This is a genomic window from Brevibacterium sp. Z349TD_9 (genome assembly GCF_056173565.1).
In genome coordinates this window covers 3,561,429-3,582,919 of sequence record NZ_CM149680.1, presented here as the reverse complement: position 1 = coordinate 3,582,919, position 21,491 = coordinate 3,561,429, and the positions used below count along the sequence as shown (strand labels likewise).

Annotated in this window: 15 protein-coding genes; 13 read left to right on the top strand and 2 right to left on the bottom strand. The window is 69.8% G+C overall.

Annotated features, from left to right (window positions below; genetic code table 11):
* Window positions 1-50 precede the first annotated feature (50 nt).
* The 7 genes from AC0VYB_RS16500 (at window position 51) to AC0VYB_RS16470 (ending at window position 5,888) form a co-directional block, all read left to right on the top strand.
* The gene (locus AC0VYB_RS16500) at window positions 51-614 is read left to right on the top strand and encodes an RNA polymerase sigma factor (protein ID WP_009378766.1); all 564 of its coding nucleotides are present in this window, start codon (window positions 51-53) and stop codon (window positions 612-614) included.
* Complete coding sequence (locus tag AC0VYB_RS16495; RefSeq protein ID WP_131248283.1) at window positions 611-1,090, top strand: Asp23/Gls24 family envelope stress response protein; 480 nt, start codon at window positions 611-613, stop codon at window positions 1,088-1,090. Before AC0VYB_RS16500 ends, AC0VYB_RS16495 begins: the two co-directional genes overlap by 4 nt.
* The gene (locus AC0VYB_RS16490) at window positions 1,080-1,799 is read left to right on the top strand and encodes a hypothetical protein (protein ID WP_063249606.1); all 720 of its coding nucleotides are present in this window, start codon (window positions 1,080-1,082) and stop codon (window positions 1,797-1,799) included. Before AC0VYB_RS16495 ends, AC0VYB_RS16490 begins: the two co-directional genes overlap by 11 nt.
* Window positions 1,800-1,888: 89 nt before the next feature.
* A complete protein-coding gene (gene pyrE, locus AC0VYB_RS16485; protein ID WP_095375400.1) occupies window positions 1,889-2,458 on the top strand; it encodes an orotate phosphoribosyltransferase in 570 nt (189 codons plus the stop codon).
* A 153-nt stretch (window positions 2,459-2,611) separates the two neighbouring features.
* Entirely contained in the window at window positions 2,612-3,484 is an 873-nt protein-coding gene (locus AC0VYB_RS16480; protein WP_101623423.1) for an ABC transporter ATP-binding protein, read from the top strand.
* Window positions 3,484-5,256 (top strand): ABC transporter permease, encoded by a 1,773-nt coding sequence (locus AC0VYB_RS16475; RefSeq protein ID WP_101623424.1) that lies wholly within the window; start codon window positions 3,484-3,486, stop codon window positions 5,254-5,256. Before AC0VYB_RS16480 ends, AC0VYB_RS16475 begins: the two co-directional genes overlap by 1 nt.
* Complete coding sequence (locus AC0VYB_RS16470; protein ID WP_101623425.1) at window positions 5,253-5,888, top strand: TrmH family RNA methyltransferase; 636 nt, start codon at window positions 5,253-5,255, stop codon at window positions 5,886-5,888. The genes AC0VYB_RS16475 and AC0VYB_RS16470 overlap by 4 nt, the downstream gene beginning before the upstream one ends.
* A gap of 366 nt (window positions 5,889-6,254) precedes the next feature.
* Here the strand turns inward: AC0VYB_RS16470 and AC0VYB_RS16465 are convergent, their stop codons facing one another.
* On the bottom strand, window positions 6,255-7,400 hold the full coding sequence (locus AC0VYB_RS16465; RefSeq protein ID WP_063249608.1) for an acyl-CoA dehydrogenase family protein: 1,146 nt from the start codon (window positions 7,398-7,400) through the stop codon (window positions 6,255-6,257).
* 24 nt (window positions 7,401-7,424) lie between these two features.
* Entirely contained in the window at window positions 7,425-8,618 is a 1,194-nt protein-coding gene (locus AC0VYB_RS16460; RefSeq protein ID WP_193338485.1) for an acyl-CoA dehydrogenase family protein, read from the bottom strand.
* A 304-nt stretch (window positions 8,619-8,922) separates the two neighbouring features.
* On the opposite strand from AC0VYB_RS16460, the gene AC0VYB_RS16455 reads away from it, so the two are divergent.
* The 6 genes from AC0VYB_RS16455 to AC0VYB_RS16430 all read left to right on the top strand — a co-directional run bounded on the left by AC0VYB_RS16455 (window position 8,923) and on the right by AC0VYB_RS16430 (window position 21,491).
* Window positions 8,923-11,448, top strand: coding sequence for a helix-turn-helix transcriptional regulator (locus AC0VYB_RS16455; protein ID WP_193338484.1), 2,526 nt, complete (start codon window positions 8,923-8,925; stop codon window positions 11,446-11,448).
* Complete coding sequence (locus AC0VYB_RS16450) at window positions 11,441-13,999, top strand: helix-turn-helix transcriptional regulator (RefSeq protein WP_193338483.1); 2,559 nt, start codon at window positions 11,441-11,443, stop codon at window positions 13,997-13,999. The genes AC0VYB_RS16455 and AC0VYB_RS16450 overlap by 8 nt, the downstream gene beginning before the upstream one ends.
* Before the next feature lie 237 nt (window positions 14,000-14,236).
* Window positions 14,237-16,987 carry a helix-turn-helix transcriptional regulator gene (locus AC0VYB_RS16445; protein ID WP_193338482.1) on the top strand — a complete coding sequence of 917 codons (2,751 nt, stop codon included), beginning with the start codon at window positions 14,237-14,239 and terminating at the stop codon, window positions 16,985-16,987.
* A 214-nt stretch (window positions 16,988-17,201) separates the two neighbouring features.
* On the top strand, window positions 17,202-19,196 hold the full coding sequence (locus AC0VYB_RS16440; protein ID WP_193338481.1) for a nucleoside-diphosphate sugar epimerase/dehydratase: 1,995 nt from the start codon (window positions 17,202-17,204) through the stop codon (window positions 19,194-19,196).
* Between the two features lie 16 nt (window positions 19,197-19,212).
* A complete protein-coding gene (locus AC0VYB_RS16435) occupies window positions 19,213-20,355 on the top strand; it encodes a GNAT family N-acetyltransferase (protein ID WP_193338480.1) in 1,143 nt (380 codons plus the stop codon).
* Complete coding sequence (locus AC0VYB_RS16430) at window positions 20,352-21,491, top strand: GNAT family N-acetyltransferase (RefSeq protein WP_193338479.1); 1,140 nt, start codon at window positions 20,352-20,354, stop codon at window positions 21,489-21,491. The genes AC0VYB_RS16435 and AC0VYB_RS16430 overlap by 4 nt, the downstream gene beginning before the upstream one ends.

The window sequence follows — 21,491 nt, the reverse complement described above, 5'->3', positions numbered from 1 at the left end:
TATCCGGCAAGGCATGTTCCCAGGTCGGAGGCTCGCCTATGATCTGAGACATGGCAAGAGGTGATGATCGATTCGACGTCGTGACCCTCGTCGTGCGGGCCCGTGAAGGCGATGTCGACGCCTTCGCCGCCCTCGTCGACCGGTACGAGGTCAGACTGCTGCGCTTCGCGATGCGCACACTCGGGGACAGGCAGGACGCCGAGGACGTCGTCCAGGACACGCTCGTGCAGGCGTGGAAGTCCCTCAATGCGCTCGCTTCCCCCGAGGCATTCGGCACGTGGGTCTATCGGATGGCGTCGAACCGGTGCACCGACGTCCTGCGCAAGCGGGTCTCCCGGCCCGCCGATCCGGTCGACCCCGAGGACATGGGCGTCCACGCCGACGATCGGGCCTCGGTGGAGAAGCGGGTCGAGGCCCGCAGCGCGCTCGAGCGCTTCGCCGAGGTGTTCTCGACGCTGTCCACCGAGCAGCGCATCACGTGGGTCCTCCATCAGATGGAAGGGCTCAGCTACGCTGAGGTGGCCGACACCTTGGGCATCACCGAAGGCAGTGTGCGCGGCCGGATCCATCGGGCCCGAGCCGCCATCGTCGAAGGGATGAAGGGATGGACATGAGTGATGATCGCAGGCGGGCCGAGGACGAGCGCGCCGCTCCCGACCTCGACGCCGAGCTGCGCGACGTCATCGACGACTACATGGGCCACTACGTCCCCGACTCCGAGCAGACCGCCGGGATCCGCGAACGGATCCTCCAGCTCGTCCGCAACGACCTCTACCGGGGTCCGTCGACGAAGCTGCGCACGGATGCGGGGCACGAGTACTCGATCGCCTCGGCGGCGGTGCGGACGATCGTCCGCGATGCCGTCGACTCGGTCGACGGGATCCGCTCCCGCAGCGTCGGCATCGCCCCGTCCGGGGAACCGGCAGGCAGCGCCGCCGAGGTGCGACTGACCGTGACCATGCGCGCGGACGTCCGCTTCGTCGCCGCCGCGGATCTCATCAGGACGGCCGTCTCCGAGGCGCTCGTACGCGAGCTCGGAGTGCCGGCAGCACGGATCGATATCGAAGTCGAGGATGCCTATGTCGAATGACCCGCATGAGACGCCGACTCCGCTCGAGGTTCGGCACGAGGACCCCATCGTTGCCCCGCACCCGCCCGAGTCGCATCCGGACACGCCCTCAGCGCCGTTGCCGGGTCACGCACCGACCGCGGCCGGGCGCACCGGCGACACCAGCCCGGTTGACGTGCCGAGGACTGCGACCTCGCCCAAACCCGGCGGGGACGACCGCCGGGTCGGCACCGGCAGCAGCGCCGGACGCACCGGCGCGGAGCCGGCGCTTCCCGCCGGGGCCGACGCGGCACCTGAGCCGGAGCTTCCCGCCGGGACCGACCCTGCTGGCGAACCCGAGCTGCCTGCCGGCACCGACTCTTCCACCGACGTCGCAGCGGCCGGGAGCGACGGCGACGCGGATCCAACGGAGGGCGGCCCGCTCACGCGCACTGCGCAGCAACTCGCGAACGAGATCGCCGGCATCGGGGGAGTGGCCTCACTCGCACCGGGCATGAAGGATCTCGTCGCCAGCGCCACTGCGCGGGTGCTGCGGCGCACCGGCGGTGAACCCATGGGCATCGACCTCACCGAGTCCTCCGACGGCTACCGAGTGCGCATCGACGCCCACTTCGACGATTCGCGCTCGGTCGCCGCGATCGTCGACGAGATCTTCTCGGTCGTCGACCGCGAGGTCGGCGAGCCCGTCGAGGTCGACCTCAGGGTGATCAGCCGCGACGACTCGCACTGAGTCGCGCGCCGAGGCGGATGTCGCCGCGGCAGGGTCGACCCGCCTCGGCGGGGTCAGGGCCGGACCGGAGGGCCACGTAGACTGGGGTCATGACCGACCCCGCAGACACCCGCCGACAGCTGCTCGACCTCATCGACGAACTCGCCGTGGTCCGCGGCCGAGTCACCCTCTCCTCCGGCCGGGAGGCCGACTACTACCTCGACCTGCGCCGGGTCACGCTCGACCACCGGTCGGCTCCGCTCATCGGCGACGTCCTCCTCGACCTCCTCGAGGCCGAAGGGCTGCTCGAGGGCATCGATGCGATCGGCGGTCTGACGATGGGCGCCGATCCCGTCGGCACCGCGGTCATGCACCGCTCGGTGCTGCGCGGCACTCCCGTCGACGCGTTCGTCGTCCGCAAAGAGGCGAAGAAGCACGGCATGTCCCGCCGCGTCGAAGGTCCCGATGTCGCCGGCAGGCGCGTCATCGCCGTCGAGGACACCTCGACGACGGGCGGTTCCGTCCTCACCGCCGTCGAGGCGCTGCGGGAAGCCGGCGCCGAGGTGGTCGCCGTGGCCGTGGTCATGGACCGTGACACGGGCGCGAAGGAGAAGGTCGAAGCCGAAGCGGGGATCCCCTACCTCACGGCGCTGTCGACGAAGGACCTCGGCCTCGAGTGACGAGGGCGATCATGAGCTGGGACTCGACTGTCAATTCCGTCGAAATCCCTGCCCCGGTTTGAATCGCCCTGGGCGATTCACCACGATAGATGAGAAACTCTCACGGGGCCGCGGTTCCGCGCGGCCGCCTACGGACGAACGTAAGGATGACGTGTGCTCACACTCAACGAGGTCTCCCTCCGCAAGGGGAAGCGAACATATCTGGACGAGGTGAGCTTCACCGCCGAGGCAGGTCGGATCACCGCCGTCGTCGGCACCCGATCGGCGGGACGCACCGAACTCGTGCGTGTGATCATGGGTCTCATTAGCCCCGATGAGGGAACCGTCGAACTCGAGGGCCACGAACTCGAATACGGCGACCGACAGAACTTCGGCTACCTGCCCGGTGAGCGCGGCGGCTACCCGAACATGCGGGTCATCGACCAGATCGTCTACCTCGCCCGCCTCCACGGGATCACCCTGGGCGCGGCCGAGCGCAACGCACTCACCCTGCTCTCCCGCCTCGAACTCGCCGACCGCGGCTACGCGCCGCTGAAGAACCTCAGCGGCGCGGAGATCGCCCGCGTCGACATCGCCGCCACACTCGCCGCCGATCCCGACGTCGTCGTCATCGACGACGCGTTCGCCGGCCTCGACGCGAAGTCGACCGAACTCGTCATGTCCCTGCTGCGGGCCCACGCGTCCTCGGGAGTCCCCGTCATCCTCGCCACCGACGACTGGGAGGCGGCGGAGAGGCACGCCGATGACATCGTCGCGCTCAGCCAGGGCAAGGTCACCGCGTCAGGCAGCGTCGACGACCTCCTCGGCGAACACCGCTACCGTGTCGCCCTCGCCGACGCCGAAGCGGCGGCGAAGTCCCTGTCAGGACGGTCGGGGATCACCGAGATCGAGGTCATCGACACCGTCATCACCTTCCGCGCGAACGATCCCGGCTCGGCCGCCGCGACCGTGGCGAGGCTCGAGCGAGTCGAGAGCTTCGAACGCATCCGCCCGACGTTGGCCGAGCAGTACAAGGAGGCCCTGTGATGGCACGCAAGGACGACGCGCAGGACGCGGAGAACAGCAAGGACAAGGCGAAGGCCTCCTCGACGGAGGGGAACTCCGCGGGCGCTGCGCCGACGACGTCGAAGGGAACGGCTCCCAAGAGCCTCGACGATCTCGACATGGGCGCGACCGGCACCGAGGCGGCTGACTCCGAGTCGACGACCTCGACGTCGAAGTCGGCTGCCTCCAAGTCGTCGGCTGCCAAGTCGGGCGCCTCCACCTCGGCGGCCTCGACGTCGGCTGCCTCCAAGAAGACGGCCGACACCGAGGCGGATCCGACAGCCGGCCTCGATGAGGTGCCCTTCGAACTCGCGGAGGACCGGCCGAACCCGGAGGACCTGCCCGAGACCGGGCTTGTCTCCGAGTTCGTCGACGTCGGCCGGCGTCAGGCATCGTGGCTGGTGTCCAACCGCGAGAGCTCGACCGTCATGCGCTCGCCGTTCTTCCTCGTCCCCGTCGCCGTCGTCATCCTCGGCATCCTCGCCGTGATCGTCTCCGGCATCGTCCGTGAGGCCCAGGTCGGGTCGGGCACGCCGAGCATGGCCATGGTCGGCGTCGGCGAGCAGGCGGCGATGTACGAACAGCAGCTCGGGGTGAAGATCACCGATGCTCCCGACGCGCAGGCGGCGGAGAAGCTCGTCCGCGACGGGAAGGTCGACGCGGCGTTCATCCAGGATCCGACGGGTCAGGCGCAGCCGACGATCATCGCCCTCGACAGGCAGCCGACCGCGCTGCTCGAGAAGCTCGCTCCGCAGACCGAGGCGACCCTCCTGCAGACCCCGGCCGTCGCCGAGGACATCGCCACTCCGCTGCTGTGGGGCATGGTCGTCTTCTCCCTCCTCGTCATCGGCACGCTCGGCACTGCGCTCTATCAGAACCTGCGTCTGGAGAAGCGGAACCGGATCACCGAGATCATCGCGGCGACGATTCCGCCGCGCGCAGCCGCCTCGGGCCGGATCACGGGCATGCTCACGCTCGTCGTCATCCACCTCCTCGTTGCGGCCGTCGTCCTCGAGCTCGGACTCTCGATCTCGGGCAAGACGTCGATCGCCTTCGCGATGCTGCCCGGACTCGGCTGGTTCGCCCTGACTCTGTTCTTCACCGCGTGGGCGGTCTTCGCCCTCCTCGTGTGGGCCTCGACCCTCACCGGTGAACGGGCACGGAGGATCGCCGTGACGATCATCGGCGTCCTCGTCGTCGCCGGCGCGATGGCACCGGTCATCGTCGGCGCGAGCGGAACGGTCGGCCGGGTGCTCGCCTGGACCCCGTTCACCTCACCGCTGGGCATCGCGGGCCGCTTCCTCTCCGCCCAGCCCGAGTGGTGGGAGGGCCTCGTCGCCGCCGCCATCGCCGCGGTCCTCGCTCTCATCGTCCACGCGGTCGCCGGCGGAGCCTACGTCCGTTCGGTCCTCTCCGGCGGAGGCCGCGGAGGCAAGACGGTGACGATGAGCAAGCGCGCGAAGAAGGTCGCCGCCGCTGACTCCGAGGCGGACACGGACGAGAAGGCGTCGACCTCCTCGGCGAAGGCGGCCTCGGAGACGACAGACGACGAACCCGTCGACGAGGACTCCGACGACGCGGTCTCCGACGACGCCGACGAGACGGTGACCGTATCGGAGACCGAGGAGGTCACGACGACGGAGACGGCCACCGCGAAGTCCGCGAAGGGCACGACCGCCTCGGCGAAGGGTGCCCGCGCGACGAAGACCACGGGTGTCACGAAGGATTCCGGGAAGGACTCCGACGCGAGGTGACCGAGGGTCCGGATGCGCAGCAGCAGGTGGGGGTCGGTCCGTGGACCGGCCCCTGGCCTGTCGGTGAGGAGTACGATCCGGAGCTGCTGCGCGACGGGGATCGGCGAAACGTCGTCGACAGGTACCGCTACTGGCGCCACGATGCGATCGTCGCCGATCTCGACACGGTGCGGCACGGGTTCCACGTCGGGGTCGAGAACTGGCAGCACGACCTCAACATCGGTTCGGTCGTGCGCACGGCGAACGCGTTCAACGCCGCCGCCGTGCACATCGTCGGGCGGCGGCGCTGGAACCGGCGCGGGGCGATGGTCACGGACAGGTACCAGCACGTCATCCACCACCCGCGCGTCGACGACCTGCTCGTGTGGTGTGCCGACAACGACATGCCGCTCATCGGCATCGACAACTTCCCGGACTCGGTGCCGCTCGAGACCTTCGAACTGCCCCAGCGGTGCCTGCTGCTCTTCGGCCAGGAGGGGCCGGGTCTGAGCGAGGAGGCGCACCGCGCGAGTTCGGCGGTGCTCTCGATCGCCCAGTACGGCTCGACGCGGTCGATGAATGCCGCAGCGGCCGCGGCGATCACGATGCACGCGTGGATCCGCCGCCACGTCTTCGACCAGCCGGTCGGGTAGCGCGGCGGGGACTGGTGCACCCCCGCGAGATGGGGGTGCTGGCGGCGCGCGGTGCTGGTGCGTTGGCGGCGCGGTGCCGGTGCGCCGGCGGCACGCCCCTGGTGACGCGGTGCCGGTGCGCTGGCGGCACGCAGTGCTGGCGACGCGGTGCTGGTGCGCTGGTGGCGCGGTGCTGGCGGCGACGTGCTGGAGGCACGCAGTGCTGGCACGCGGACCTTGCCGCCCGCCTGACCTCAGCACGCAGTAAAGGACGCTCAGTGTCGATTCGCAAGCTCAGAATCGACACTGAGCGTCCACTGCTCGCTCGTACTCACCGAGTGCGCCGGCTCAGCGGGCGGCCGCGTCCCTCAGGTGCGGCCCCACACCTTAGGACAGGTCGGCGGCGTGGGGTTCAATGAGGCCGCCGATCGATGCGAGCTCGGCGGTGAGCGAGTCCGCGTCGTCGAAGGTCTTCGAGATCACGGTGAGGCGCTTCGCGTAGTGCCCGATCGGGTACTCCATCGTCATGCCGATGCCGCCGTGCATCTGGATCGACTCCTGGCTGATGTGGCGCGCGGTCGAGTCGATGATGATCTTCGCGGCGATGACGTCGCGGTGGCGGTCCTTCTCCGCGCCCTCCGCCTCAGCGGTGACGGCGAGACGGGCGAAGAGCGCCATGCTGCGGGCGTACTCGAGGTCCGCGTAGAGGTCCGCGGCGCGATGCTGGAGCGCCTGGTTGGCGCCGATCGGCGCGCCGAACTGCTCGCGGGTCTTGAGGTACTCGGCCGTCATCGTCAGCGACGCCTCCATCGCGCCGACGGCCTCGGCCATGAGCGCGGCGTTGGCGATGTCGAAGACCTCCGAGAGCACGGCATGGGCGTCGCCGGCGTCGAGGCGCTGGGCGGGAGTGCCGTCGAAGCGCACGCTCGCGCTGCCGAGCCCGTCGGCCTGGCGATGGGCCACACGTGTGAGCCCCTGCGCGTCGGCGGCGACGAGGAAGAGGCCGAGCTCGCCGTTCTCGACCGCGGTGACGACGAAGTGGTCGGCGACATCGCCGCCGAGCACACCGTTCTTCTCCCCGGTCAGGCGCACTCCGTCACCGTCGGCGGTCGCCGTCGTCGTCGGCTGGGCGAGAGCGTAGCGCTGCCCCGGCTCGAGGGCGGCGACGGCGAGGAAGGTCTCGCCCTCGCACACGCCGGGCAGGATCGCCTGCTTCTGCTCCTCGCTGCCGGCGAGCAGCAGCGCATTGGTGCCGAGGACCGCGGTCGCGACGAAGGGCTCGAGCACGAGCGAACGGCCGAAGGCCTCGAGGACCACAGCCACCTCGGCGAAGGTCATCTCCGCACCGCCGAAGCTCTCGGGCACGGTGAGGCCGAGCAGGCCCATCTCCGCGAACTGCTGCCACTTCTCGCGCGAGATGCCCTCGTCGCTCTTGAGGATCGCCTCGCGGGCGGCCGCATCGTATTCGGTGCGCAGGTACTTGCCCAGGGTGCTCGCGAGCTCCTGCTGGATGTCGTTGAGTTCAAGATCCATGGATGTCCACTTCCTTCGCCGGGCTCAGAGCCCGAGCAGAGCCTTCGAGATGATTCCGCGCTGCACCTCGGACGAACCGCCGTAGATGGTGACCTTGCGGGTGTTGAAGTATGCGGGCAGGGCGTCGACGGCGCCGAGCGGCAGGTCGGTCAGCCCCTCGCCCTGGACCCGGTCGGTGACGAAGTCGAGACCCTGCGGTCCGAGCACGTCGACGAGGATCTCGCTGATGTCCTCCTGCAGCTGCGAGCCCTTGAGCTTGAGCACCGAGGACCGCGGATCCGGCTTGTCCGAGCCGGCGGCCTGCGTCGAGAGGATCCGCAGCTGGGTCATCTCGAGCGCGGTGAGCTCGGCTTCGAGCCGGGTCAGACGCGCCGAGAACAGCGGGTCGTCGAGGAGGGTGCCGGTGGCCGTCTTCGTCACCGCCGCGTACGCCTTGGCACGGGCGAGGTTGACCTTCGAGGCGCCGATCCGGGCGATCCCTGTGCGTTCGTTGCCGAGGAGGAACTTCGCGTACGTCCACCCCTTGTTCTCCTCGCCGACGAGGTTGTCCACCGGCACCTCGACGTTGTCGAAGAAGACCTCGTTGACCTCATGGCCGCCGTCGATGAGCTGGATCGGACGCACGGTGACGCCGGGGGACTTCATGTCGATGAGGAGGAACGAGATCCCCGCCTGCTTCTTCACGTTCGCATCCGTGCGCACGAGCATGAAGACCCAGTCCCCGTACTGGCCCAGCGTCGTCCACGTCTTCTGTCCGTTGACGATGTACTTGTCCCCGGACCTCACCGCCGAGGTGGCCAGGGAGGCGAGGTCGGATCCGGCGTTGGGTTCGGAGAACCCCTGCGACCACCAGATGTCGATGTTCGCCGTGGCCGGGAGGAACCGCTCCTTGAGCTCCTGCGAGCCGAATGTCGCGATGACCGGCCCGACCATGGAGACGTTGAAGGGCAGCGGCGAGGGCACGCAGGCGAGCTGCATCTCCTCGAGCCAGATGTGGCGCTGGACGGGGGTCCAGTCCTGACCGCCCCATTCGAGCGGCCAGTGGGGCACGGCGTACCCGTTGGCGTTGAGGATCCGCTGCGAGGTCACCATGTCCTCTTTGGACAGCTCCTGGCCGGTGGCGACCTTGAAGCGGAGCTCCTCAGGGATCTCCGTGCGATAGAACTGACGCATCTGCTGCGCGAACTCGCGCTCCTCTGCGCTCAGAAGGGTGTCCATGAGTGCTCCTGATAGATCGTTCAGTAAGTTTCTGTCCATACTACGTTCGCGTGAAGTGACCCACAAGTAGCTCACCGAGGTGGTCGACAGGCGGACGGGTCAATTGCGGGGAGCGGGATATGCGGTTACAGTGTCCCCACATCCCCAGCTTCGCGGTGGTCAGTGGTCCCCTCCCGACGGCCTGCGAGTCCGAACCTCCGAGCGCCGTACCCGGAGGATCCGCTCGAGCATCCGCGAGGCAGACAGCCGTGTGCTGTCCGCGCGATCCGCGGGCAGGACTGCGGCGACACCGAAAGAAGCGCACATGTCGGTTACGGTCCCATCCCCGCAGGGTCGCGCTTTCGGCTACGCAGACGAGGTCTCGGCGGTGCGGCACGCGCTCGTCGACCCCGACCGCTGCGGGTGTCTCGTCGTCGGCGCCGCGGGCATCGGACGCACCACCGTGATGAATCGGGCACTCGACCATCTCGAGTCCGACACCACGGTGCATCGCCTGCGCGGTTCCGAGCTGCTGCGCGACCGCGAGCTCGGCGTCCTCGAGATCCTCCTCTCCCAGGCCGGCGCCCACCGCGAGATCGCACCCGGGGCGGCGCTGTCGACCCTCGCCCGCGCCTTCGCGGCGGCGAGCGAGGACACAGTGCCCATCGTCCAGCTCGACAACAGCAACCTCATCGACACCACCTCGCTGGCCGTCCTCTGCCGCCTCGCCGATGCCCGTCGCATCCGCCTCGTCGTCGGCGCCGAATCCATCCGGCCGCCGGTCGATCTCCTCGCGAAGCTGTGGCTGGGCGGATCGCTTGTGCGCATCGACCTCACCGGACTCGACGAGAGCGCGATCGCCGCGCTCGTCGAATCGGCCGGAGCCCCGACCCGCTCGGCGGCCGAGCTCCTGCGCGACACCGGCGGCAACCCGCGCCTGCTCAACCAGGTGATCTTCGGCGCCGATCAGTCGAGCGCGCACGAGCGCATCCTGTGGAACGTCCCCAGCGGTCTCCGGCCGGTCCTCGAGGTCGTCGCCATGGTCGGTGAGGTCCCCTACGACAGCCTCGCCCTCCTCTGCTCGCCGGGGGAGATCGACGCCCTGGCCGACATCGGCCTCGTCGTCATGGAGCGCGGCCCGGGGGCGGGTGTCCACCTCGCCGAGCCGGTCATCGCCGAGACCCTCAAAGCCCATGTCATGCCCTCCCACAGCCTCAGACTGTTCCGGCTCCTCGCCGATGTCGTCGACCTCGACGACCTCGAGGGCCGCGCCCTCTTCGGGTACCTGCGCTGGGGTCTGTCCCTCGGCGTCGGACAGCCGGAGGACCGGATCTTCGCCGCCGTCGGCGATGCCAACGCCGAGGGGCGGTACTCCGACGCGGCCGACCTCATCGTCGCCTCCGGGTGGGAGACCGACCGTGTGCTCCTCGAACTCGTGCGCGCGGACAAGGGCAGAGGGGAGATCGCCGAGGCGGAGCAGACCTTCGCCCGTCTGCTCGCCGACGCCGATGAGGACGCCGACCCCCAGTACCTCTCCCGGCTCCTGTGCATGGACTATCGCCTCACCGATCCCAACGCCCCGGAGGATCTGCGCGTCGAATGGGTGCGCGACCTCCTGAGCACCCCGGCCGACACGGGCCGCGTCGACGTCACCCGCGCCCGCTTCGCCCTGCGGGGAGGCCGCCTCGACGAGGCCCGCTGCCTCGCCTCCGAGGTCTTCCACGACCACGAGTGCCTCAACCGGCATCGGCTGCGGGCCTGCGCGATCCTCGGTCTCGTCCTCGTCCTGCAGGGCCGGGTGGTCGACGGGATCCGCTGCATCGACCAGGCCGAGCTGATGTTCTCCCTGCCCGGCCTGACCAGCTACGAGCTCGAGGACGCGGCACCGCAGATCTTCGTCTCCCGCTACCTGTCCGGGGACTGGGCCGGGGCGCGGCGATCGGTGCGCGAGGCCCGCTCGGGGGACCGGATGTTCGAGCTCGCCGGGGCGCTGGTCGACCTGCGCACCGGCCATCCCGCGCGCGCCCAGTCGACCCTGCAGGCCGTGCTCGAACCGGCCCAGGAGACCGATCTCATCGATCTCACCGGGGTGGGACGCGCGGCCAAGCGCTACGCGGATGCCTTGCTCGGCCGGCCCTCGGATCCGCAGCGGCTGCGGGAGGCGACGTGGGACGAGGAGCGGGCGGACCGCTATTCGTGGTGGGCGGAGGCCGAAGCGCGCCTCTTCGACCTGCAGGCGCTCGCCCTCGCCCATCCCGCCGAGGCGGCCGACCGCCTCCATGCCCTCGGCACCTCGATCGCCGAGCACGGTGCGGCGACGATGGCCGCGTTCGCCTTCATCGAGGCCGCTCGCCTCGGTCAGGGCTCCGCCGGCCACAGCCTCGCCGCTTTGGGAGGTGAGATCGACGGTGCCATCGGGCGGCTCGCCCGGACCGTGGCCGAGGGCGTCCTCGTCGGAGACGCCGATGCGCTCATCGAGGCCGCACGCGCGTCCCTCGAATTCGGTTCGTACCTCACCTCCTCGGACTTCGCGAAGCTCGCGCAGAAGCGGGCCGTCGAGGTCGGCGACCGCTCGGCGGTCAAGGAGGCGCGGATCCTCATCGGCAACAGCACGCGCACGGTGCGCTCGGGTGCCACGGGATCGCGGTTCCACACCGTCCTCTCCGACTTCGAGCGCAAACTCGTCGACGGGGTCATGGCGGGGGCGAGCAGCCACGAGCTCGGGGAGCTCCACCATCTCTCGGCGCGCACCATCGAATGGCACCTGAGCCGGATCTACCGCCGTCTGCAGGTGGCCAACCGACGCGAGCTGCGCGAACTCGTCTCCACGTGGGGCAGGGTCCATGTCTGAGGCGCGGGATCGCCGGGACTGCTTCGGTCGCGACGGCGAACTCGCCGAGATCGCCGCAGCCCTGGTCGGAACGGGAGCCGCCGGAGTCGTCATCGAAGGCGACACCGGGGCGGGGAAGACGAGCCTCATCGAGCTCGTCCACGCCGAACGCGGCGGCCGCGAGCTCTGGGTGCGCGGGGACCGCGTGCTCGCCGAGAGCCCGTTCGGCGCCTTCGGCCTCGCCGTCGACCTCGCCGACGACGAGGGGACGCTGCTCAACCGCGTCGTCACCATGCTCACGGCCGGCGACGAGCCGCCCGTCGTCTTCGTCGACGACGCCCACCACCTCGACGACGCGAGCGTGAGCGTGCTCAGCCAGCTCGCCACCGACGGGGAGATCCGCATCGCCGTGACCGTCCAGCCTGCGGTCGACGGCCGCTCCCCGCACTTCCGGGAGCTCGTCGCCGACGGCCTCCTCCACCACGTCCTCCTCGACCCGCTCCACGAGGACGATGTCACGGCGATGCTCGAGCACCACCTCGGCGGGGTGGTGTCACGGGGAGTCATCGACGCGACGATGTTCCTCACCATGGGGGTCCCGGTCTGGGTCCTCGAACTGCTCAGGTACGCCCGGCAGTGGAACCGGTTCCGCCTCCGGCACGGGGTGTGGCTGCTCGACGGACTCGACATCGCCTACGACGAGCGGGTCCGCGACGTCATCTCCTACCACCTCGCCCGCTACAGCGATGAGCAGCGGGGCGCGCTCGAACTCGTCGTCCTCGCCGGCGAGGTCGAGGTCGAGCTCATGCTCAGCGCCGGCTACGGGGAGGCCGCCGACGACCTCGTCGCCGCCGGGGTCATCGGGCTCGAGTCGCGGGGCTCGCCCGTCTACGTCGCCCTCGAATCCCATTCGACGGAGACGATCCGGGTGACCGTTCCCGTCGGACGCAGCCGCCGGATGTTCGAACTCGTCGAATCCGCCCCCGGCACGCCCTCCCAGCGCTCGCGGATGCTCCGCGCCGACTGGGGCCTGAGCTGCGGGGCGAGGATCTCCCTGCGGGATTCGATCGACGCGGCCCGGATAGCGATCGCCCTCGGCGAATGGCATCGGGCGCTGCGGATCCTCCGCGGGGTGCCGTTCGAGGCGATGGACCCGCAGGAGCTCTTCGACCTCGGTCGCCTCTACTGCGACGTCAACCTCGTCCCCGTCGGCCTCGACATCCTCGCCAGGACGGTGCGTCGGGCGCAGACCCCGTTCCTCGTCCTCGAGGCCTTCATCGTGTGGATCTTCCGGGATGTCGGACGCGAATCCCCCTCGCTGTCCGTCGACGACTTCCTCACCGCGCTCGACCGGATCGCGGCCGCCGCGGACGGGGACGCCGAGGTCCTCGCGCAGATCGACCTCACCCGCGTCACCCTCGACCGGGTCAGCCGGCTCACGTGGGCGCGCCTGTCCGGTGACGACGTCGTCGACGCCCGGTGGATGACGACCGAGGAGGTGCCGGAGACCCTGCGGGTGAGCATCGCGATCGCCTTCGCCTCGAAGGAGCTCGAACGCGGCCGCGGAGAGGATGTGCTCGACCTCCTCGAGGAGACCGAGGCGAAGATGACGACCATCGGCACGCCGCTGATCATGCTCGACTGCTTCCGCACGTGGGCGATGCTCCAGGCCGGCAGGCGGAACGAGGTGAGGGACGGGCTGAGCGAGGTGCGCAGCCAGGACCTCGCGTTCCTCGCCGCCTCGAGCGGGCCGCGCGACCTCGTGCTCGCCCGCATCCTCGGCCAGGAGGGGCGGTGGGCCGAGTCCGCCCGACGTGCGGCTGCCGCGGTCGAGGCCTTCGAGTACTGGAACCAGCAGCAGTTCATGGCCTTCGCCCTCGCCCAGGCCGAGTATTCGGCGATGATGAGCGGCAACGCCGAGGCGGCCGACGACTTCGATGCGCGCTTCGTCCGCCTGCCCGTGGCCAACGTCTACCTCGAAGGCGCCCGGGCGCGGGGTCTGCGGCTCGTCGCGCGCGCCGTGCTCACGGGAGAGCGGTCCTACCTCGACGCCCTCGCCGAGGTGCTCGCGGAGGCCGAGGCCGAAGAGGAGTTCGCGCTCGCGATGCGGCTGCGGCTCGAGCTGCTGCGCCACTTCGGGCTCTACGACGCCGAGGCGATCCTCGCGCTCGCCGCCGCTGCCGGCGAGAGGGACCGGTGGCGGTTCGGATCGCTCGGCACGGCCCTGCGGGATGAGGACCCGGAGGCGCTCACGGCACTCGCCGACGACCTCGGCGGGATCGGACCCGACCTCGCGGAGCGCTGCCGCGAGATCGCCGAATCCTGGCGTGAGGAGCCCCCGACGCACCCCCACCATGTCCAGGAGGAGGCCGTCGAGCTGACGAATCGGGAGCGGCAGATCTCCCGGCTCATCGTCGCGGGCCTGTCGAACGCGGAGATCGCCGAGGAGCTCGGCGTCGCGGTGCGCACCGTCGAGGGCCACACCTACCGGATGTACCGCAAGCTCGACATCACCTCCCGGTCGGAGGTGGCCGAGGCGCTCAGCCGCCTGCGGACCGACCGGCCGGGATGAGGGAGGGGCGGGCCGACGCGAAATCGCAGATCAACGGGCCGGCCGCCACCGCACGATCGAGTAGCGAAGAACGACACGCAGGGAATTCGAGTAGTCACCGGCTGTCACGCAATCGTCATCGGCGAGTGATCGAGTAGTGACATTCCGGGAACCTGCGGGCACATTCGAGTATCCGCCGAGAATTATCCCGTAATGACCACCTGGTGACCGGTGGGGCGGCTCACGAAGATGGGGTGCATGCACATCCCCGCATATCCCCAGAATCCCCAGTCATCCCATCCCCACGCGTCGGCCCCGCCGCAGCGGAGCCGACCCGACGAGGCCGATCCGCGCACATCGCGATCGAGCAGGCCGGGCGAACTCGCACGGCTGCGGACGCTCCTCGAGCGTCATCGCGCCGCTGCCGTCGTCGGCCGCACCGGCCTCGGCAAGGCCTCTCTCCTCCGAGAGGTGGAGGCCGAATGGTCGGGACCGGTCCTGCGCGTCCACTTCAGCCACTCCGAGCCGGGCAGCGACTGCTCCGGAATCGACATCCTCCTCACCTCGCTCGGGGCGATCGACAGCCGCACCTCTGTCGCCGACCTCGCGCACGACCGCGGCGAGGACATCGCCGATGCCGCCCAGTCGGCGCTGCGCGGAGCCGGAATCGCCGACGACGCGCTCATCGTCGTCGCCGGGGCCGACCGGATGGACGGACCGTCCCAGGCGGTCCTCGGCCAGATGCTCAGGCGCGCGCAGTCCGGGTGCGCGAACTTCGCCGTCTCCGCGACCTCCCTGCCCGATGACGGACCCCTCTCGCTCATCCCCACCGTCGAACTCCGGGAGTTCACCCGCGACGAGCTCGTCGTCGCGGCCCAGGACCTCTGCGAGGGCCGGCTCGCCCCCGAGGCGGCGCACCTCGCCGCAGCCACCGCGTGCGGACGTCCGCTCGCGCTCGAGAGCATCGTCACGGAGATGAACCGACGGGAGCGGCTCGGTGACGGCCCGCTGACCATTCCCGTGCGCCTGGGCGACACCGGGGCATCGATCCTCCGCGACGTCCTCGGGAGCCCCGGCCCGCAGACGATCACCCTGCTCCGACAGCTGTCCCTGGCACCGTCAGCGCTGTGGGGACCCCTCGCCGCTCGGATCCCCGGTCTGTGGGAGATCGTCGACGACCTCGAGACCCGCGACATCATCGAAAGGCGCGGCCCGCACCTGCGCATCACCAACCACCTCGTCCGCGCCTGGGCCCACCAGTCGATGGGGTCGAGCGAGCGCATCGCCGGCCACGAGCAGCTCGCGGAGGACTCCGCAGGCGTCGACCCGCGCCTCGAGCACTGGCATGCGTCCTTCGCGCGGCCGACCGAGCAGACGGCGCCGACGCTCATCGACGACGGCAGGACGCTCATCACCGAGGGGACCGGCCCGGCCGGAATCGAGTTCGTCGAGCGGGCGATGCGGGTGAGCACCGACGACGAGTCCCTGGCACCGGCCCTCATCGACATCGCATGGCAGCTCTACGAGCGCGGCGAGTTCGTCTTCGCGAGCCGCTATGTGCGCATCGCCGGCCAGTCGGATTCGCCCGCGCTCGCGGTCCGCGCACGGACGCTGGGCATCAGGATCGCCTTCGCCCAGCGCCAGACGCTGCCCTCCCACCTCATCAACAGCTGGTCGAAGAGGGAACGCTCCGAGGCGCCCGCCGAGGTCGCTCGCCTCCAGCTCACCCTGAGCATGTGCCGCTGCGAACGCGGCGAATACGCGGAGGCCGAAGAGCTGCTGCGCGAGGCGCGCGAGGCCGTCGACCACCTCGGCGAGGACGGGCACCGGCTGCTCGAGGCGGCGACGATCCGGCTCGAGAGCGCCCGCGGCATGGACCGGTCGGCGGTGCGGAGCTTCACGGCCCTGCGCGACCACGACGGCGACGACCTCGACCCTGAGTTCGTCCTCGCGGTCGCCTCGGGGCTCATGCTCACCGAGCACTTCGACTCGGCCCAGGCCGCGCTCTCCCTCCTCCGTCGCAGCAGCGGGGACGGAACGATCTGGCGTCTGCAGGCGCGCTGCCTGCAGGCCGAGACCGCCGTGCGTGCGGGTCGCCTGCGGCTGGCCGACGAACTCATCCGCGCCGTCGTCGCAGACAGCGTCACCCTGCCCGACGTGCGGCCTGACCGGGTCCTCGTCCTCCGGGCATGGGCGCTGCTCATGCACGGTGCCGCATGCGACGCCGAACCCGTCGAGGAGCAGCTCGCCGCCCTGGCGACGACGTCGGAGAACCGCCGCCTGCTCGCCGAGCTCAACGCCCTGCAGGGAAGCTGCCTGCTGCGGATGGGGTACCCCGCTGAGGCCGTGCGCCATCTGCGGCGATGCGACGAACTCTCCGCGAACGAGGTCAATCCCAACGTCCGCCGCCACGAAGCCGACCTCATCGAGGCCCTCGTCGAGATCGGACGCAGAGAGCACGCGGCACTCCTCGTCCAGCAGCTGCGCAAGCGGGTCGAACGCTGTCCCTCGCGGTGGGCGGAACTCGCCCTGCGCCGGGGCGAGGCCCTCCTCGCCTCCGGGGACAAGGGCAATGAGCTCTTCAACCTCGCGCTGCGGTCGTGGGGCGCCCAGGACTCCCTCTACGAGAAGGCGCTCACCCACACCGCCTTCGGCAGGCGCCTGCAGCAGCTCGGGTCCGATTCCCGTGCCCGGGAGCAGTTCCTCGCCGCCGAGGCGATCCTCACCGAGCTCGGGGTCGAGGGCTCCGCGCAGTCTCCCGGTCCGCCCGCGCCGGCTCCCTCCGAACCCCCGGTCCACCCGCAGCTCGCCGAGCTCAGCGAGGAGGAGCTCAAGGTCGTCGAACTCGTCAGGGCGGGACTGAAGAACAAGGACATCGCCGGCCGGGTCTTCGTCTCCCTGCGCACCGTCGAGCTCCGTCTCACGGCCGCCTACCGGAAGCTCGGAGTGGGGTCGCGGACCGAACTCGTCTCCCTCCTCGCCGGCAATCCCAGGCTCGCCGCCGTCTGAGCACCCGACTGGCGGCAGTCCGCACAGCCCGCGCGGATGCCCGCAGAACCGCTCCCGCATCGGGTTCGCGGCGCGGACTCCGCCATAGCGTGGAGGCGATCGCGAATCCCCCGAGAGGCACGGTTCCGCTGCGGCCGACTTCAGCCGGCCGCAGCGGGAACGCCGCCCGAGGGCGAGAGCGCACCGCAAGTCCCATAGTGCATTGGAGTTCGCAATGACAGCATCCGAACACCCCGATCCGGCGCCTGGAGCGCCCTCGGGAAGTCGGTCGTCACGACTGGCGATGGTGATCTGGGAGAACAAGACCTGGCTGCAGATCGTCTTCGACGCCTCCGCCTGGGTCCTCGCCGGAGGACTGGCCTGGCTGGTCCTCGGCTTCGAGTGGATCAGCGGGCCGACCGTCGGGATGGTCCTCGCCGTGGCCCTGGCCCTGCAGCTGCTCGTCGGACTCAGCCTCGGCCTCTACCGGCGCCGCTACCACTACGGCAGCTTCTCCGAGTTCGGCGGGCTCGTCCTCGTCTGCCTCGCGGTCGCGTGCGCCCTCATGGTCGTCACCGCCGGTGACGCGCCGTTCGTCCTCCTCTTCGTCTTCGCCGCCCTCATCCTCATGTCGGGCACCCGCTACGTCATCCGCTGGGTGCACCAGTTCGCGACGCGGCCCCGGCAGGGGGAGCGGGTGCTCGTCGTCGGTGCCGGCGACGCCGCGGAATCCCTCATCCGGCAGATGCTCTCGGATCCGCAGGGCGCGTACCTGCCCGTCGGCCTCATCGACGACGATCCGCGCAAGCGGCACCTGAGCATCCACGGGGTGCGGGTGCGGGGCACGAGCGACGACATCGCCGAGGTGGTCGACTGGCTCAACGTCTCGGGCGTCATCGTCGCGATCGCCGATTCCGATGCGCGCTTCCTCCACGCGTGCCGCAACAGCCTGCAGATGACCGGTCGCTGGCTGCGCACCATCCCGCCGCTGGCCGAACTCGTCGACCGTCGGGTGCAGATCGCCGACATCCGCGACCTCAGGGTCGAGGACCTCATCGGCCGCAGTCCCATCCACACCGATCTCACCGAGATCGCGGAGACGATCGCCGGACGGCGCGTCCTCGTCACCGGTGCGGGCGGTTCGATCGGCAGCGAACTGTGCCGGCAGCTGTCCTCGCTGGGACCCGAATCCCTCATTCTCCTCGATCGCGATGAGTCCGCCCTCCACGGAGTCGAGCTCACCCTCTTCGGCTCTGCGCTCCTCACCTCCCCGAACACCGTACTCGCCGATATCCGGGACCGGGAGGCCCTCGACCGGATCTTCGCCGCGACGAGACCGCAGATCGTCTTCCACGCCGCGGCCCTCAAGCACCTGCCGATGCTCCAGCGGTTCCCGCAGGAGGCGTGGAAGACCAACGTCCACGGGACGCTCAACGTCCTCGAGGCCGCAGCGGCGGCCGAGGTCGAGACCTTCGTCAACATCTCCACGGACAAGGCGGCGGCGCCGACGAGCGAGCTCGGACGCAGCAAGCGGGTGGCCGAGCAGCTGGTCAGCGGCTTCGCAGCGCGATCGGCCGGAACGTACCTGTCCGTGCGGTTCGGCAATGTGCTCGGCTCCCGCGGGTCCGTGCTCCACTCGTTCCAGGAGCAGATCCGCCGAGGCGGCCCCGTGACAGTGACCGATCCCGAGGTCCGGCGGTTCTTCATGACCATCCCCGAAGCCTGCCAGCTCGTTCTCCAAGCCGCTGCGATCGGGGAGGACGGCACCATCATGGTCCTCGACATGGGCGAACCCGTGCGCATCGACGACATCGCCCGCAGCCTCGTCGCTATGTCAGACCGCTCTGCCGACATCATCTACACCGGACTGCGTGAGGGCGAGAAGCTCGACGAGGAGCTCTTCGGCGACTACGAGGGTGCGGTGGTGCGGGTCCACGAGCGGATCAGCCGCGTCGAGGCTCCCGCGCTCGACCACCGGATCCTGCCGGGGCACTCGGCGTCGCGACAGGTCATCGACCTCTTCTGCGCCCAGACCTGCACCACCGGACTCGAACGGCCGACCGAGGCGGAGCTGATGCAGTCCCCGGCGCTTGCGTCCGTGAGCGTGCGCCCTGAGAGCGGAGATGCGGGCGTTGTCGCTGAGGAGAGTCTGCCCGAAGCGAACGATGACACCCGAGAACTCCTCGAAGCTGTCCGCCGACGCTTCGTGGGTGAACCCAATGCCGTCTGACCCGAGTGAGGACACCATGCACATCGACGACGACCTCGCCGACACCGCCTTCCACATCGTCGGCACCGATCCGACCCACGGCTACGAGACGTGGCTGGACGCCTGGCACCGCTGTGCCGCCGGCGACGCCTTCTCCCACCCCGACTACCTGGCGACCCTCGCCGCTGAGGGGGAGACGCCGTTGGCCGCCGTCTTCGACGACCGCTCCGGCTCGCATGTCCTCTATGCCTTCCTCCTGCGCGAGGTCACCCACGATGCCTGCGGGCGTCCGGTGACGAGCGAGTGCTACGACGTCGCCGCGCCCCTGCTCTACGGGGGGCCGCTGCTGAGCTTGGGCCACCGGGCGGACATCGTCGAGGTCAGTGATCGGTTCTGGCGGCGGTTCCGCCACTGGGCCCTCGACGAGGGAGTCGTCACCGAGTTCCATCGGGAGAATCCGCTCGCGGACTCCTCACTCGGCTACCCGGGAGACCACATCGAGCAGGCCCCGCACGTAGTGAAGAGGCTCGAGGGCCGCACCATCGACGAGCTTCTCGCCGACGCCTCGAAGAGCTATCGGAGAACCCTGCGGAAGGCGGAGTCCTCCGGAATCCAGGTGGTCGTCGACGAGAGCGGAGAGCGGCTCGAGGACTTCCTCCGGCTGCACCGCGAGACCCTGGACCGCAACGGCGCCGATGAGCGGTTCTACCTCGACCGTGACTACTTCGCGATGCTCCATCGTGAGTTCGCCGGCAGCTTCGCCTACGTCTACGCGCTCGAGGACGGCAGAGCGACCTCGGTCGAATTCATCCTCTTCTGCAACGACATCGCCTACGCGCTCCTCGGCGCCTCCGATGCGCAGGGCCTGCGGTCGGGAGCGAACAGCTTCCTCGTCATGCAGGCGTTCCTCTACGCCCAGTCCCGTGGAGTCGCCGACTACGTGCTCACCGGCGGAGTGACGAACACCGAGGACGACAGCCTCCTGCGCTACAAGCTGTCGATGGCCAAATCCGGGCGCCGACGCTATCGCACGGCGCAGCAGATCATCGATCCGAAGCGCTACTCGGAGCTGAGCTGCCCGCACACCACGGACAGCTTCTTCCCCGTCTATCGATCCGCGCAGCACAGCTGCACGCATCTGGGAGAGACCGAGAGCCGGACGTCGGAGGTGTCGGCATGACTGCGCAGTGGAAGGTCCTCTGGGCCGAGGCGGCAACGGACCGGGAGGAGTGGATCGGACTCTGGTCCACCTCGGCGGAGCGACATCCCTTCGCCCACCCGGACGTCTGCTCACTGCTGCGCGCCGGGGACGGACAGCTCGCCGCCGCGGTCATGACCGCCGGCGACGGACACGTCCTCTACCCCTTCTTCCTCCGCGAGATCGACGCGGAGCTCACGGCAGAGGCGGGCGGCGACCGGATGTTCGACATCATCTCGCCCTACGGCTACGGGGGACCGCTGCACTGGGGCATCAGCGACATCGACGCGGCCTCCGCGCAGTTCTGGCGCATGTTCGATCTCTGGGCGGACGAGAACTCCGTCGTCAGCGAGTTCTCACGGCTCACCCTCTTCACCGAGACGATGCTGCCCTACCAGGGCACGACGCGCAGGCGCCAGACGAACTACGTCCGCGACCTCAGCGTCCCTGCCGACGACCTCGGTCAGAAGGTCGCCCCGAAGGTCCGCAGCAACGTCCGCCGCGCCCTGCGCGAGGGCGTCACCACGGTCATCGACACCGAGGGCGAGTTCGTCGACGACTTCGTGCGGATCTACACCGAGACCATGGAGATGCGCGAGAGCGCGGACTGGTACCGCTTCGAGCGCCCGTTCTTCGAGGGGATCCACGCAGCGCTGCCGGGCCAGTTCGCCTACGTCTACGCCCAGCACGAGGGTCGCCTCGTCTCAGTCGACCTCCTGCTCTTCGGCAGGGAGGACGGCTACTACTTCCTCGGCGGCACCGAGGCGGCGGCGTTCGGCGTGCGGCCCAACGACCTCGTGAAGATGGAGTCGATGAAGTGGCTCCAGGCGCAGGGTCGACGTCGGTACGTCCTCGGCGGCGGCGTCACCGCCGAGGACAGCCTCGAACGCTATAAGCGCGGCTTCGCCCTCGAGGGGCAGTACGACTACTTCACGGGCGAACGCATCCTCTCACCGGGCCGCTACGAGGAGCTGCTGGAGGCCCACCGGCACCGCCTGGCGGCGAACGGACTCGACTTCGACGAGGCGAGCGATTTCTTCCCCGCCTACCGGCGCGGTGCCGAGGCGCTGAGCCCGAGGGAACCGGTGGTCAGGCAGACCGCTGAGGCGAGGTCCTGA

Bases quoted from the DNA above. Each gene is read 5' to 3' on its own strand.
- AC0VYB_RS16500 (WP_009378766.1), top strand. From the start codon at position 51: ATGGCAAGAGGTGATGATCGATTCGACGTCGTGACCCTCGTCGTGCGG.
- AC0VYB_RS16495 (WP_131248283.1), top strand. From the start codon at position 611: ATGAGTGATGATCGCAGGCGGGCCGAGGACGAGCGCGCCGCTCCCGAC.
- AC0VYB_RS16490 (WP_063249606.1), top strand. From the start codon at position 1,080: ATGTCGAATGACCCGCATGAGACGCCGACTCCGCTCGAGGTTCGGCAC.
- pyrE (WP_095375400.1), top strand. From the start codon at position 1,889: ATGACCGACCCCGCAGACACCCGCCGACAGCTGCTCGACCTCATCGAC.
- AC0VYB_RS16475 (WP_101623424.1), top strand. From the start codon at position 3,484: ATGGCACGCAAGGACGACGCGCAGGACGCGGAGAACAGCAAGGACAAG.
- AC0VYB_RS16465 (WP_063249608.1), bottom strand. From the start codon at position 7,400: ATGGATCTTGAACTCAACGACATCCAGCAGGAGCTCGCGAGCACCCTG.
- AC0VYB_RS16460 (WP_193338485.1), bottom strand. From the start codon at position 8,618: ATGGACACCCTTCTGAGCGCAGAGGAGCGCGAGTTCGCGCAGCAGATG.
- AC0VYB_RS16455 (WP_193338484.1), top strand. From the start codon at position 8,923: ATGTCGGTTACGGTCCCATCCCCGCAGGGTCGCGCTTTCGGCTACGCA.
- AC0VYB_RS16450 (WP_193338483.1), top strand. From the start codon at position 11,441: ATGTCTGAGGCGCGGGATCGCCGGGACTGCTTCGGTCGCGACGGCGAA.
- AC0VYB_RS16445 (WP_193338482.1), top strand. From the start codon at position 14,237: ATGCACATCCCCGCATATCCCCAGAATCCCCAGTCATCCCATCCCCAC.
- AC0VYB_RS16440 (WP_193338481.1), top strand. From the start codon at position 17,202: ATGACAGCATCCGAACACCCCGATCCGGCGCCTGGAGCGCCCTCGGGA.
- AC0VYB_RS16435 (WP_193338480.1), top strand. From the start codon at position 19,213: ATGCACATCGACGACGACCTCGCCGACACCGCCTTCCACATCGTCGGC.
- AC0VYB_RS16430 (WP_193338479.1), top strand. From the start codon at position 20,352: ATGACTGCGCAGTGGAAGGTCCTCTGGGCCGAGGCGGCAACGGACCGG.